This window comes from Caballeronia sp. LZ034LL, from assembly GCF_031451215.1.
Lineage (GTDB): Bacteria > Pseudomonadota > Gammaproteobacteria > Burkholderiales > Burkholderiaceae > Caballeronia.
On the sequence record NZ_JARUXR010000001.1, the window covers coordinates 178,252 to 191,350 of the forward strand.

At 63.4% G+C, this 13,099-nt stretch carries 16 protein-coding genes; 13 read left to right on the forward strand and 3 right to left on the reverse strand.

Annotated features, from left to right (window positions below):
* Positions 1–6 precede the first annotated feature (6 nt).
* Positions 7–747 (reverse strand): ComF family protein, encoded by a 741-nt coding sequence (locus QCE83_RS00875; protein WP_309811328.1) that lies wholly within the window; start codon positions 745–747, stop codon positions 7–9.
* A 196-nt stretch (positions 748–943) separates the two neighbouring features.
* Between QCE83_RS00875 and QCE83_RS00880 the strand changes: the two genes are divergently transcribed.
* The 8 genes from QCE83_RS00880 to QCE83_RS00915 all read left to right on the forward strand — a co-directional run bounded on the left by QCE83_RS00880 (position 944) and on the right by QCE83_RS00915 (position 8,003).
* Positions 944–1,924: a methyltransferase domain-containing protein gene (locus tag QCE83_RS00880; protein ID WP_309807091.1), complete on the forward strand. Its 981-nt coding sequence runs from the start codon at positions 944–946 to the stop codon at positions 1,922–1,924.
* A 244-nt stretch (positions 1,925–2,168) separates the two neighbouring features.
* Positions 2,169–2,642, forward strand: a complete 474-nt coding sequence (locus QCE83_RS00885) for a DUF2244 domain-containing protein (RefSeq protein WP_309811333.1) — start codon at positions 2,169–2,171, stop codon at positions 2,640–2,642.
* A 67-nt stretch (positions 2,643–2,709) separates the two neighbouring features.
* The gene (gene coxB / locus QCE83_RS00890) at positions 2,710–4,338 is read left to right on the forward strand and encodes a cytochrome c oxidase subunit II (protein WP_309807092.1); all 1,629 of its coding nucleotides are present in this window, start codon (positions 2,710–2,712) and stop codon (positions 4,336–4,338) included.
* 110 nt (positions 4,339–4,448) lie between these two features.
* Positions 4,449–6,062 carry a cytochrome c oxidase subunit I gene (ctaD, locus tag QCE83_RS00895; RefSeq protein ID WP_309807093.1) on the forward strand — a complete coding sequence of 538 codons (1,614 nt, stop codon included), beginning with the start codon at positions 4,449–4,451 and terminating at the stop codon, positions 6,060–6,062.
* 73 nt (positions 6,063–6,135) lie between these two features.
* Positions 6,136–6,276 (forward strand): cytochrome oxidase small assembly protein, encoded by a 141-nt coding sequence (locus QCE83_RS00900; protein ID WP_309807094.1) that lies wholly within the window; start codon positions 6,136–6,138, stop codon positions 6,274–6,276.
* A 9-nt stretch (positions 6,277–6,285) separates the two neighbouring features.
* A complete protein-coding gene (locus QCE83_RS00905) occupies positions 6,286–6,858 on the forward strand; it encodes a cytochrome c oxidase assembly protein (protein ID WP_309807095.1) in 573 nt (190 codons plus the stop codon).
* A 4-nt stretch (positions 6,859–6,862) separates the two neighbouring features.
* Positions 6,863–7,063, forward strand: a complete 201-nt coding sequence (locus tag QCE83_RS00910; RefSeq protein WP_309807096.1) for a DUF2970 domain-containing protein — start codon at positions 6,863–6,865, stop codon at positions 7,061–7,063.
* 82 nt (positions 7,064–7,145) lie between these two features.
* Positions 7,146–8,003, forward strand: coding sequence for a cytochrome c oxidase subunit 3 (locus QCE83_RS00915; RefSeq protein WP_309807097.1), 858 nt, complete (start codon positions 7,146–7,148; stop codon positions 8,001–8,003).
* A 198-nt stretch (positions 8,004–8,201) separates the two neighbouring features.
* Here QCE83_RS00915 and QCE83_RS00920 read toward each other — a convergent pair whose 3' ends face one another.
* On the reverse strand, positions 8,202–8,411 hold the full coding sequence (locus QCE83_RS00920; RefSeq protein WP_309807098.1) for a twin transmembrane helix small protein: 210 nt from the start codon (positions 8,409–8,411) through the stop codon (positions 8,202–8,204).
* A 159-nt stretch (positions 8,412–8,570) separates the two neighbouring features.
* On the opposite strand from QCE83_RS00920, the gene QCE83_RS00925 reads away from it, so the two are divergent.
* Genes QCE83_RS00925 through QCE83_RS00945 form a run of 5 tightly spaced genes read left to right on the forward strand, consistent with a single transcriptional unit; the run spans position 8,571 to position 12,657 of the window.
* The gene (locus QCE83_RS00925; RefSeq protein ID WP_309807099.1) at positions 8,571–9,314 is read left to right on the forward strand and encodes an SURF1 family protein; all 744 of its coding nucleotides are present in this window, start codon (positions 8,571–8,573) and stop codon (positions 9,312–9,314) included.
* A 29-nt stretch (positions 9,315–9,343) separates the two neighbouring features.
* Positions 9,344–10,009, forward strand: coding sequence for a cytochrome C oxidase subunit I (locus QCE83_RS00930; RefSeq protein WP_309807100.1), 666 nt, complete (start codon positions 9,344–9,346; stop codon positions 10,007–10,009).
* Positions 10,010–10,045: 36 nt separating this feature from the next.
* Entirely contained in the window at positions 10,046–11,155 is a 1,110-nt protein-coding gene (locus QCE83_RS00935) for a COX15/CtaA family protein (RefSeq protein WP_309807101.1), read from the forward strand.
* A gap of 9 nt (positions 11,156–11,164) precedes the next feature.
* Positions 11,165–12,070 carry a heme o synthase gene (gene cyoE, locus QCE83_RS00940; protein ID WP_309807102.1) on the forward strand — a complete coding sequence of 302 codons (906 nt, stop codon included), beginning with the start codon at positions 11,165–11,167 and terminating at the stop codon, positions 12,068–12,070.
* On the forward strand, positions 12,067–12,657 hold the full coding sequence (locus tag QCE83_RS00945) for an SCO family protein (RefSeq protein WP_309807103.1): 591 nt from the start codon (positions 12,067–12,069) through the stop codon (positions 12,655–12,657). The genes cyoE and QCE83_RS00945 overlap by 4 nt, the downstream gene beginning before the upstream one ends.
* Before the next feature lie 33 nt (positions 12,658–12,690).
* Here QCE83_RS00945 and QCE83_RS00950 read toward each other — a convergent pair whose 3' ends face one another.
* On the reverse strand, positions 12,691–12,990 hold the full coding sequence (locus QCE83_RS00950) for a YciI family protein (protein ID WP_309811337.1): 300 nt from the start codon (positions 12,988–12,990) through the stop codon (positions 12,691–12,693).
* Between the last annotated feature and the right edge of the window lie 109 nt (positions 12,991–13,099).

Genomic DNA, 13,099 nt, shown 5'->3' on the forward strand with positions numbered 1-13,099 from the left:
AATGAGTTAATCCTGCGGCGTGCGCAACGCCACGAAGTTGGTGACGCGGCGCGCGCCGGCTCGCTTGAGCGTATGGGCGAGCGCGTCGAGCGTTGCGCCCGAGGTCATCACGTCATCCACCACGCCGACGTGCAGGCCGCGCACCGCTCGCGAAATCGAAAACGCCTCGGCAACATTGCGGCGGCGTGTCTCCTGATCGAGCCGCGATTGCGCCGGCGTGTGCCGATTGCGCACCACGAGTGCCGCATCGCTTTGCACGCCCATCAGGCGCCCGAGCGGACGCGCGATCGCCCAAGCCTGGTTATAGCCCCGTTCGACGAGCCGCCTGCGCGACAACGGCACCGCAACGAGCACGTCCGGCCGGGGCAGGCCGCTGTCCTCGAACACGCCATGCAGATGCCGCGCGAACGCCGTGGCCGCCGCGAGCTGGCCACGAAACTTGAGTCCGACGGCCAGCGTATCGAGCGGCGCGCGATAGTCGGCGAGCGCGAGCGTATCGTTGAAGGCTGGCGGTTTGTCGAGGCACGCGCCGCAATGACAACGCGTATCGTCGCTGCTGCGGCGGAGCTGAAACACGGTCAGCGGCAGGGCGCACGTGGCGCAGCGCATCCGCGGCTCGTTCCAGACTTGCGCATCGCATCCCGGGCACAACAGGCTTTGCGACAAATTGCCGCATAGCGCGCACTGTCCCGGCAGCGCGGCCGAGACGAGGCGCTTCAACGTTGTGCCGAGTGCGCGCAGGCGCATGACGCCGCTGGCAGCCGGCGATGGACGAATCGTGTTGGCGTTCAAGGCCGCTTGCCCGGAAAAATGATGGCTCGACCCGGCTGCTTTCCACGCAATCGTTATGCGTTCTGCGGCCTTTATGCCTCGTATCAGCACTTCGCATGGGTCGTTTTCGAGACGACCGAGTATACTTCGCACTCTTCGCAAATAGATCGACATGTCCCCAACCTCCTCCGAAACCAGCCGTCCGGCCTATGATTCGCGCCGTTTGCGCGCGATCTTCGACGACCGCGCCGCTGCCTTCGACGAGGTCGCATTCCTGCCGCGCGAGATCGCGGAACGGATGCGCGAGCGGCTCGACTACATCAAGGTTGCCCCGTTGCGCGTGCTCGACGCGGCATGCGGCATGGGCGCCGATCTACCCGGCCTGCGGGAACGTTTCGCCGAAGCTTCGGTGACAGGCGTCGATCTTTCGTCTGCAATGCTCACACGCGCGCACGCCGCCGAGGCCGCCGATGGCGATGCCGGCGCAGGCTGGCGGCGCTTCCTCCCTGCGACACTCGCCAAGGCGCTCGGCGCGCGCGGTCCGCAACTCGCTCAGGCTGATTTCTCCGAGCTGCCGTTCGCATCGGGCGCCTTCGAATTGCTCTGGTCGAATCTCGCGCTGCACTGGCACGCGCGCCCGGACCTCGTGTTCCCGGAATGGCAGCGCGTGCTGAAGGTCAACGGCCTGCTCATGTTCAGCACCTTCGGCCCCGACACGCTGCGCGAGCTGCGAGCCGCGTATCGCGAAGCCGAGCGCACGCTGGGTCTCGCGCCCGTGCCGCACACGATCGATTTCGTCGACATGCATGATCTCGGCGACATGCTCGTGGAGAGCGGCTTCGAAATTCCGGTGATGGATCAGGAAGTCCTGACCATTACCTACAAGTCCCCTGATTCCTTGCTGGCCGACGTGACGCGCTGGGGCGCGTATCCGTCCGTCCGGGTTTACGCGGCAGGCCGCGCGGATCCGCAAGCGGTGCGCGGCGCGGTGCACCAGGCGCTGGAGGCGCTGCGCCGCGACGACGGCACCATTCCGCTGACCTTCGAGGTGATCTACGGCCACGCATGGAAGGGCGTGCCGCGCACTACGGCTGAAGGACACGGCATCGTGCGGCTCGAGGATATCGGGCGAGGACCGAAAAGGAAGTTGTAGGGAGAAGCGCTGAGCCGTAAATAGGGCTCAGGTTATGTCTGAAATTTGCGTGGAAAAGCTGCGCAAAAAGGTGCGTCAAAAGGGCGCAGAAGCTTGTGGCGCTTGGCTTTCCAGCGTTACGACCCTTGCTTGTGGATGCCCCTCAAGACGCCTATAATGCGTCAGTTTGTCGCCCGGGCTGACACAATTTTGGGCGAAATCCGAGCAAAAGTATGCGATTGCGTGCGGATTGATGGAGGCAGCGATGCAAGCCAGCCAGACGCTGACGGATACCGAGCCGGTCATCAAGGACTGGCTCATGAAGCGCAACTGTTCGGTATCGCCGCGTCAGTTCGTGGGCTTCTATCTGTCGCTTGCGTTGTTTTCGCTGGCAATCGCAACGCCGCTGTTCCTGAATGGCGCCTGGCTGGTGCTGCCGTTCACCGGAATCGAACTGACGGTCACAGGCATTGCGTTCGTGATTTACGCGCGTCATGCGGTGGACTACGAGCGAATCCGGCTGTATCAAAACCGGTTGTTGATCGAGCAGATGAACGCCGAAGAGCTGACGCAGTTCGAGTTCAATCCGCGTTGGGTGCGGGTCGAAGCGGGCGCGACACCGAGGGAACCGCTCACGATCATCTCGCGCGGTCAATCGGTGAAAATCGGACAACACCTTGCACAGCATCGTCGCCAACACTTTGCTGCCGAGCTGCGGGCGTCGCTGAGATGTCTTTGAGATGTCTCCGGGCGCGCCTGCGAAAGGAGCCGGCCGATGCTTGATGCCACGGGGGTCGAGGGTTTGAATGGAAAATTTGGGTAAGGATGCTATGAAAACAATCAAGCGAGCCCTCTCGGGCGTGCTGGCGGCAGGCGCACTGCTTTCCGCCGGCGCAGCCCTGGCGGTCGAAAACAGTCCAGGCGGTCCCGCTGTCAACGAGATCAACTTTCAGCCGCCCGTGACGAAGATCGCCGAGGAGCTCTACGGCCTCCATATCTTCATGCTCATCATCTGCACCGTCATCTTCGTTGGCGTGTTCGGGGTGATGTTTTATTCGATGTTCGTGCATCGCAAGTCGAAGGGCTTCAAGCCCGCCAACTTCCACGAAAGCACCACGGTCGAAATCATCTGGACCATCGCGCCGTTCATCATCGTGATCCTGATGGCGCTGCCCGCCACCAAGGCGGTCGTTGCGATGAAGGACACCTCCAACGCCGACCTCACCGTGAAGGTCACCGGCTATCAGTGGAAGTGGGGCTATGACTACGTGAAGGGTCCGGGCGAAGGCATCAGCTTCCTGTCCACCCTGTCCACGCCGCGCAGCGAGACCAACGGCCAGAAGCCCATCTCCACGCTGTATCTCCAGGAAGTCGACAACCCGCTGGTCGTGCCGGTCGACAAGAAGATCCGCATCATCACCACGGCGAACGACGTCGTGCACTCGTGGTATGTCCCGGCCTTCGGCGTGAAGCAGGACGCGATCCCCGGCTTCGTGCGCGACACCTGGTTCAAGGCGGAGAAGGTCGGCACCTACCGCGGCTTCTGTACGGAACTCTGCGGCAAGGAGCACGCGTACATGCCGGTGGTGGTGGAAGTGCTGTCCACCGACGACTACGCGAAGTGGGTCGACGGCCAGAAGAAGAAAATGGCCGCAGGCCAGGACGATCCGCTCAAGACCTACACGAAGGATGAGCTGATGGCGCGCGGCCAGCAGGTCTACACGTCGAACTGCGCGGTCTGCCACCAGCCGACCGGCAAGGGCGCGGGCCAGTTCCCGGCGCTCGACGGCTCGAAGATCGCCAACGGTTCGATCGCCGAGCATCTGAATCTCGTGCTGCACGGCAAGGGCGCGATGCCTTCGTGGCAGGGCGTGCTGAACGACGTCGAGATCGCTTCGGTCGTGACCTTCGAACGCAATAGCTGGAGCAACCACACCGGCGACGTGCTGCAACCGAAGCAGGTCATCGACGCCAAGGCCGGCAAGATGCCCGAAGGCGGCGGCACGGCAGCGGCGGCATCGGCCTCCGCGCCGGAAGCGGCGAGCGCCGCGCCTGCCGCGGCCGAAGCGAGCGCCCCGGCGGCATCGGGCGCGGAAGCCGGCAGCGCGACGCAGGCCGCCGGCCTGCCCGCCAGCATCTATTTCGAGACGGGCAAGGACACGCTGCCCGCCGACGCGAAAAACGCGGTCGACGCCGCAGCGGCCTACGCCAAGGCGCATCCGGACGCGAAGATCGCGTTGTCCGGCTTCACCGATGCCACCGGCGGCGCCGACCTGAACGCCGACCTCGCCAAGCGCCGCGCGCAAGCCGTGCGCGACGCGCTGAAGGCAGCGGGCGTAGCGGAAGACCGTATCGTGTTGAAGAAACCGGAAACCATCACGGGGGGCGCCGACAACAAGGAAGCCCGTCGCGTTGAAATCAGTCCGGCTGCTTGACGTGCCTGGCGTGCTGTTTTCCTTCGCCGCATCGAACGATGCAACCTGGCAACGGAAAACCACGCGTCATTGCCAAGTGCCCCGAGTATTCGCTTTAGGAGATGATTGTCATGTCTAGCATCGGACACGATGTAGGCGCAGGCCACGACCACGCGCACGATGACCATGCGCACGAGCTGCCGCATGGCTGGCGCCGCTGGCTTTTCGCCACCAACCACAAGGACATCGGTACGCTGTACCTGTTGTTCTCCTTCATCATGTTCCTCTCCGGAGGCGTGATGGCGCTCGGCATCCGTGCCGAGCTGTTCGAGCCGGGCCTGCAGATCATGCGCCCCGAGTTCTTCAATCAGCTGACCACCATGCACGGCCTCATCATGGTGTTCGGCGCGATCATGCCGGCGTTCGTCGGCTTCGCGAACTGGATGGTGCCGCTGCAGATCGGCGCATCGGACATGGCGTTCGCGCGGATGAACAACTTCAGCTTCTGGCTGCTGCCGGCCGCCGCCGTGCTGCTGGTCGGTTCGTTCTTCGCACCGGGCGGCGCGACCGCCGCGGGCTGGACGCTGTACGCGCCGCTCTCCACGCAGATGGGCCCGGGCATGGACTTCGCGATTTTCGCGGTCCACATCATGGGTGCGTCTTCGATCATGGGCGGCATCAACATCGTCGTGACCATCCTCAACATGCGCGCGCCGGGCATGACGCTCATGAAGATGCCGATGTTCGCATGGACCTGGCTGATCACCGCGTACCTGCTGATCGCCGTGATGCCGGTTCTGGCGGGCGCCATCACCATGGTGCTGTTCGATCGTCACTTCGGCACGTCGTTCTTCAACGCGGCAGGCGGCGGCGATCCGGTGATGTACCAGCACATCTTCTGGTTCTTCGGTCACCCCGAGGTGTACATCATGATCTTGCCGGCGTTCGGGATCGTGTCGCAGGTGATCCCGGCGTTCTCGCGCAAGCCGCTGTTCGGCTATAGCTCGATGGTGTACGCAACGGCTTCGATCGCGATCCTGTCGTTCATGGTGTGGGCGCACCACATGTTCGCGACCGGCATGCCGGTGACGGGCCAGCTGTTCTTCATGTACGCGACGATGCTGATCGCCGTGCCGACGGGCGTGAAGGTCTTCAACTGGGTGGCCACCATGTGGCGCGGCGCGCTGTCCTTCGAAACCCCCATGCTGTTCGCGATCGGCTTCCTGTTCGTGTTCACGATGGGCGGCTTCACGGGCCTGATCCTCTCGATGGCTCCGCTCGACATCCAGATGCACGGCACCTACTACGTGGTGGCGCACTTCCACTACGTGCTGGTGGCGGGTTCGCTGTTCGCGCTGTTCTCGGGCTGGTACTACTGGGCGCCGAAGTGGACCGGCTGGATGTACAACGAGATGCGCGGCAAGATCCACTTCTGGGCGTCGATGATCTTCTTCAACATCACGTTCTTCCCGATGCACTTCCTGGGTCTCGCGGGCATGCCGCGCCGCTATGCGGACTACCCGGCGCAGTTCACCGACTTCAACCAGATCGCGACCATCGGCGCATTCGGCTTCGGCTTGGCGCAGGTGTACTTCCTGTTCGCGGTGGCGCTGCCGACGTATCGTGGCGGCGGCGAGCTGGAGAAGGCGAGCGACAAGCCGTGGGATGGCGCGGAAGGCCTCGAATGGACCGTGCCGAGCCCGGCGCCGTTCCATACCTTCGAGCATCCGCCGACGGTCGAGTAATCAGTCTGAATGTTTCGCGGGGCGGCTCTCTCGAGCGCCCCGCGAATCGAGAGCAAGGAAAGCCAAGGAAAGCATGGCCCCGGATCCACAAAAAAGACGCACGCCCGAAGAAATCCGCGCGGGCAACAAGCGGCTCGGAATCATCATGGTGTTGATTGCCGCCGTTTTCTTTGTGGGTATCGTCGTCAGGCAGTACCTGTTGTCACGAGGGTAGGAAAGCCAAGTGTCTGCTCCGCAGGAAAATTCGCATGTCGACCGGTCGTTCAACCGGTCGATGCTCGTCAAGCTGTTCGTCGTGGCCGCGCTGATGTTCGGCTTCGGCTTCGCGCTGGTGCCGATGTACAAGGCCATCTGCGAAGTCACCGGCATCAACAACCTCGTGCAGCGCGACGTCAGCGCGCGCGAGGCGAAGAACACGCAGGTGGATGCGAGCCGCACGGTGTCCATCGAGTTCGATGCGAACGCACGCGGTCCGCTGCAGTTCAAGCCGGAGCAGAACACGCTGGACATCCACCCCGGCGAAGTGATGACGGTGATGTACCAGGTGACCAATCAGCAGGGTCGCACGGTGAAGGCGCAGGCCATCCCGAGCTATGCCCCGAAGCAGGCCACCGAGTATTTCAACAAGATCGAATGTTTCTGCTTCACGCAGCAGACGCTCGGCCCGAACGAAACCAAGCGCCTGCCGGTGGTGTTCGTCGTCGACCCGAAGCTGCCGAAGGACATCAGGACGATCACCCTGTCGTACACGTTCTTCGAGCTGGATGCGCCGAAGACGGTAGAAAAAGGAACCTGAAGCCATGAGCGCGGATTCGCCGAAGGGTGGTTTCCTCAAGCTCATGAAGGCCGTGTTCTGGTCGTTCTTCGGCGTACGCCGGCGCGCGGACCTGGAAAGCGATGCGGCCCAGCTGAACCCGCTGCATCTGATCGCGGCAGGCGTCATCGGCGCGGTGCTGTTCATCGTCGTGTTGCTGCTGATCGTGCGCGCGGTAGTGGGATAGACGGAACGCCGGGACGTGGCCCAGCCATGCGCCCGGCGGGAAAAGAAAATTCAAGCAACTGGATCGAAGTGGAGAATCAACAATGAGCGGTCAAAACGAGAGCCCGTACTATTTCGTGCCGCATCCGTCGCGGCATCCGGTGATGGCTGCAACCGGCCTGCTGATCATGCTGGCGTCTCTGGCATCGTGGGTGAACGGTCATAGCTTCGGGCCTGCGGGCACGTTCATCGGCCTGCTGTTCGTGCTGTTCGTGCTGTGGCACTGGTTCGGCGACGCCATCTCCGAATCCGAAGGCGGCATGTACGGCAAGCGCGTGGATGTGTCGTACCGCTGGAGCATGAGCTGGTTCATCTTCTCGGAAGTCATGTTCTTCGCGGCCTTCTTCGGCGCGCTGTTCTACGCGCGGCAGATCGCGCTGCATGAGCTCGGCAGCCTCGACTACAAGCTGATCTGGCCGGACTTCAGCGCCGTCTGGCCGAACAACGGTCCCGCCGCGCTCGTGCCGCATTTCCGCGCGATGGTGCCGTGGCCCCTGCCGACCATCAACACCGCGCTGCTGCTGTCTTCCGGCGCCACGCTGACGGTGGCTCACCACGCGCTGCGTGAAGACCACCGCAAGAAAGCGATCATCTGGCTGGGCGCCACCGTGCTGCTGGGCCTGATCTTCCTGTTCTGCCAGGGCTACGAATACTTCCACGCGTACAACGAACTGAACCTGACGCTCAATTCCGGCGTGTATGGCTCGACGTTCTTCCTGCTGACCGGCTTCCACGGCTTCCACGTGTTCCTCGGCGGCACGATGCTGGCGGTGGTGATGATCCGTCTGATCCGCGGCCACTTCACGGCGGAGCATCACTTCGCTTTCGAAGGCGCCGCGTGGTACTGGCACTTTGTCGACGTCGTGTGGCTGGGTCTGTACGTCGTCGTCTACTGGCTGTAAGAAGACTGGAGCGGACCGCGCGCTGCGCCGTCCGCGATGCGCGACCGGTGGCAACGCCGGTCGAAGAGAGCATAGAAGCAGTGACCAACACGCCGCCCTCGAAGTCCACAGGGGCGGCGTTGTCGTTTGAAGCGCAGTGAGCAGGACAGGACGAAGGGGCGCGACACTAAGCCTCGCGAGCGAGGGCCCGCAACGGCGTTATCGTCCGATCGGCACGCCCGAGGATTGAATCCAGCCCATCCAATGAGCGAACAGGATGAAGAGGAACAGCGAGATGGACAGTCCGACGCGCGCGGCGAGCGACCAGACCATCCGCTTGGTGCGGCCCTTGTCGGTCATCATGAAGTAGAGCGCCGAGCCCAGGCTGCCGATGATCAGGATGAATGCGATAGCAACGAAGATGTGCATGAAACCAGCCAGCCTTGTTTGCTCGTGGGTCCGGTTGGCGGCACTTCAGGCCATGTCAGGAACCACCTTGAGCAGTATGGAATCGAAACATCCCATTATCTCACTCGACGGATTGTGCCGTGCGCCGCTCAAGCGGATGCCGGCGGTAAGGCTTGCCGCATGAAGATTCGTTTCTGGCCCACGCTGCTCATCCTGATCGTCGTCGCGGTGACGGTGCGGCTGGGCTTCTGGCAGCGCGACCGCGCCCATCAGAAGGAGGCGCTCAATGCGCATATCCTCGCCTTCGAACATGCGCCGGCGCAGACTGTCGGCGTCGAACCGCTGCCGCTGAAGTCGATCGAATTCCATCGCGTCGAGGCGCGCGGGGAGTTCATGCCGGAACGCGTCGTGTATCTGGACAATCGTCCGTATAACGACCAGCCGGGCTTTTATGTCGTGATGCCGCTTAAACTCGAGGACGGCGGCTACGTGCTCGTGAATCGCGGCTGGCTGCCGCGCAACATGGCGGACCGTACGGGCATCGAGGCGTACGACACGCCGAAAGGGGTCGTCGACGTACAGGGCATCGCGCGAGCCAATGCGTCGCAGGCTTTCGAACTGGGTCATGGCGGCTCGGCCGCGCACAAGGAGATCCGCCAGAATCTGGACATCCGCGCGTATGCCGCCGAAACCGGTCTGTCGTTCCAGCCGTTCGTGATCCAGCAGACCAACGACACCGGCGACAAGCTCGTGCGCGACTGGCCCGCGCCGACCTTGGGCGTCGAGCGCAACTATGGCTACATGTTCCAGTGGTGGGGCATGGCGGCAGCGGCGGTCGGCTTCGGCCTGTACGCCGCGCGGCGCGCCGCGAAGAAGGGCACGACACGCGACACGCTCGACGAAGAAGCCGAACACCACGCCTGACAACCGAAGAACCGAGGCACGTTTCATCGATGCAAACACAACGCTCCACCGCCGCCGACACCGATCCCGACAAGAATCCCCGCGCCCGGCAACGCACGGCCAAGCAAGGCTCCTGGATCAGCGGACGCTGGATGCTGGTCTTGCTGGCGCTCGTGTGCGCGGCGCCGGTGATCGCGTCCTATCTGATGTACTACGTGTTCAAGCCGGCGGGCGGCACGTCGAGCTACGGCGCGCTGGTCGAACCGCAACGGCCCATTCCTTCGCAGCTGGTCGTGACGAACGAGCAGGGGCAGAGCGTGCCGCTCAAGTCGCTCGAAGGCAAATGGCTGATGATCACCGTGAATGGCAGCGCGTGCGACGAGCAATGCGTGACGCGCCTCTACTTCATGCGCCAGGTGCGCGTGCTGCAGTCGGGCGAGCGCGAGCGCGTGGTCAACGTCTGGTTGCGCACCGATGACAAGCCGGTCTCCGACGTCATCAAGGCCGCGTATCCGCAACCCGACACGCGCATGCTGGTCGCCGACGAAAAAGCGGTGGCCGCGTGGCTGCCCGTCGATGACGGCACGAAGCTGACGGACCACATCTATCTGGTCGATCCGAACGGCAATCTGATGATGCGTTTCCCGAAGAATCCCGATCCGAAGAAGATCAACGGCGACGTGGCCAAGCTGTTGAAGTGGTCGCGGATCGGTTGATGCGTGCCTGATACTGAAGTGCAAAGGTAAGAGAGCATGTTCCTACTGCAACTGGGGCTGATCGGCGTGTGCATCGCGCTGCTGCCGCTGTCCTATGTGTGGGTCAAGGCCGATGACAGCAAATTCCGCAAGCTCGTCTGGCTCACCACTTTTCTGACGCTCGACCTGATCATGTTCGGCGGCTTCACGCGCCTGACCGATTCGGGCCTCGGCTGTCCCGACTGGCCGGGCTGCTACGGCACGTCGTCGCCGTTCATTGCGCACGCGCAGATCGCCGCTGCGTACCAGGCAATGCCCACCGGTCCCGTCAGCATGATGAAGGCGTGGATCGAGATGCTGCACCGTTACTTCGCGATGGCGATCGGCGTGCTGATCATCGCGCAGACGATCATCGCGTGGACGGCGCGCATCAGGAAGCGGCCGCTGCACGTGTCGCCGTGGTGGCCGACCGGCATCCTCGCGCTGATCCTGCTGCAAGGCGCGTTCGGCGCATGGACGGTCACGCTCAAGCTGCAGCCGGTGATCGTCACCACGCATCTGCTGCTCGGACTGGCGCTGCTCGGCGTGCTCGGCTGGCTGGCCGCGCGCATGACGCCGATTCCGTCGCTCGACACCGCCGCCGCGCGCTGGATGCCCGCCGCGATGTTCGGCTTGCTGTTGCTGATTGTGCAGATCGCGTTGGGCGGCTGGGTCAGTACGAACTACGCGGTGCTCGCGTGTACCGACTTCCCGCTGTGCAACGGCCAATGGATTCCGCCGATGAACTTCGAGCACGGCTTCCATCTGTGGCGCGCGCTCGGCATGACCGGCGACGGCGACGTGATCTCGCAGGACGCGCTGGTCGCGATCCACTGGACGCACCGCACCTTTGCGATCGTCGTGGTGTTGTATCTGCTGTGGCTCGCGAGCCGCCTGCGACGATTCGAATCGCTGCGCAAGCCCGCGAACGGCGTATTGTTCGTGATCGTGATCCAGTTCCTGACCGGCCTCTCGAACATCGTGCTGCAATGGCCGCTGCCCATTGCCGTCGCGCACAACGGCGGCGCCGCGATCCTGTTGCTGCTACTCGTTATGCTAAACTTTCGAATCTCTTCCAGCCGTCCCGGCCGCGCCACGCTTCCCGCGCGCGACGTCGTTTCAGCGTGACTCCACATCATGGACAGCACGACTCTCAACTCCCCCATCGGTAGCCGCGCGGCGCAGTATCTCGCGCTGACCAAGCCGCGCGTTACGCAACTCGCGGTGTTCTGTGCCGTCATCGGCATGTTCCTGTCCACGCCCGGCATGGTGCCGTGGGACAAGCTGATCGGCGGCGCGGTCGGCATCTGGCTGCTGGCAGGCGCGGCCTTCGCCATCAACTGTCTCGTCGAGCAAAAAGTCGATGCCAAGATGCGCCGCACCGCATGGCGTCCGTCCGCGCGCGGCCAGATCACCACGGCGCAGATCCTGTGGTTCTCGGCGGTGCTGGGCGGCATCGGCATGTGGACGCTCTACCGCTTCACCAATCCGCTCACGATGTGGCTCACGCTCGCCACCTTCGTCGGCTATGCGGTCATCTATACGCTGCTGCTCAAGCCGTACACGCCGCAGAACATCGTGATCGGCGGCGCGTCCGGCGCCATGCCGCCCGCGCTCGGCTGGGCCGCGGTGACGGGCGCCGTGCCCGGCGACGCGTGGATTCTCGTGCTGATCATCTTCGTCTGGACGCCGCCGCATTTCTGGGCGCTCGCGCTGTATCGCCGCAAGGACTATGAGAACGCCGGACTGCCCATGCTGCCGGTCACGCATGGCGAGAAGTACACGCTGCTCAACATTTTCCTGTACACGCTGGTGCTGTTCGCCGTCACGCTGATGCCGTACATCTCCGGCATGAGCGGCGTCGTCTATCTGGCGAGTGCGATCGCGCTCGGCGCGGGCTTCATCGGCTATGCGTGGAAGATGTACCGCGACTACTCCGATGCCCTCGCGCGCAGGACCTTCCGCTATTCCATCGTGTATCTGTCGCTGCTGTTCGGCGCGCTGCTCGTCGACCATTACGTGCGCACGGTGATCGGGGCATGATGGCCGGTCTGCGTCGTCTGTTCGCGCTGCTGTTCATCGCGGCGCTGCTTTCCGCCTGCGAGAAAGCGCCCGATTTCAAGAATCTCGACATCACCGGCAACAAGCAGTTCGGCAGCGCCTTCTCGCTGCCCGACACGCACGGCAAGACCCGCACGCTCGGCGATTTCAAGGGCAAGGCCGTCGTGCTGTTCTTCGGCTACACGCATTGCCCCGACGTCTGCCCGACCACGCTCGCCGAACTTTCGCAGGCGCTGCAGCAACTCGGCGACAAGGCGAAGGATGTGCAGGTGCTGATGGTGACCGTCGATCCCGCACGCGATACGCCTGAATTGCTGGGTCAGTACGTCGCGGCCTTCAATCCATCGTTCATCGGCCTGAGGCCTGATAACGACGCGCAACTCGCGCAGGTCGCCAAGGACTTTCGCGTGTACTACGCGAAGTCGGCGGGCAAGACCGCCGACGACTACACGATGGATCACACCGCCGCCAGCTACGTCTTCGACAAGGACGGCAAGCTGCGTCTCTTCGCGCGCGACGGCCAGGGCGTCGAGCCCTGGGTGCACGACCTGAAGCTGCTGATCGACTGAATCTGCAAACGGCCCGCTCGACGGGCCGTTTTCTCATGCGTCGGCTGAAGGCTCCGGCAGGTTCAGCCCGGGCGCAAGCCGCGTGGCCTTGAACTCGGTGATCTCGTAGTGTGCGAGGTTTTGCTGCGTGAACGGGTCCTCGGCGAGGATCGCGTCGAGCCGCTCGCGTTCGATGTTCGACACCAGAATCACGCCGCCCTCGCGCGGCACCTTCGGCCCCGCGATGACGAACACGCCCGCCGCGAAATAACGTTCGAGGAAGAGCCGGTGAGCATCGAGTGCGTCGTCGATTTCGGCCAGCGCGCCGGTATAGCGCAGGTTGATCAGATACATGTCGAGGCTCGCCTCCTGCGAGAGCGCAATGGTGATCTTCTGTCGCGATTCTAGCTGCGTCTCGATGCGCGTGATAAAGACATGAGCAAACGGTATTTCGGTTTGCACC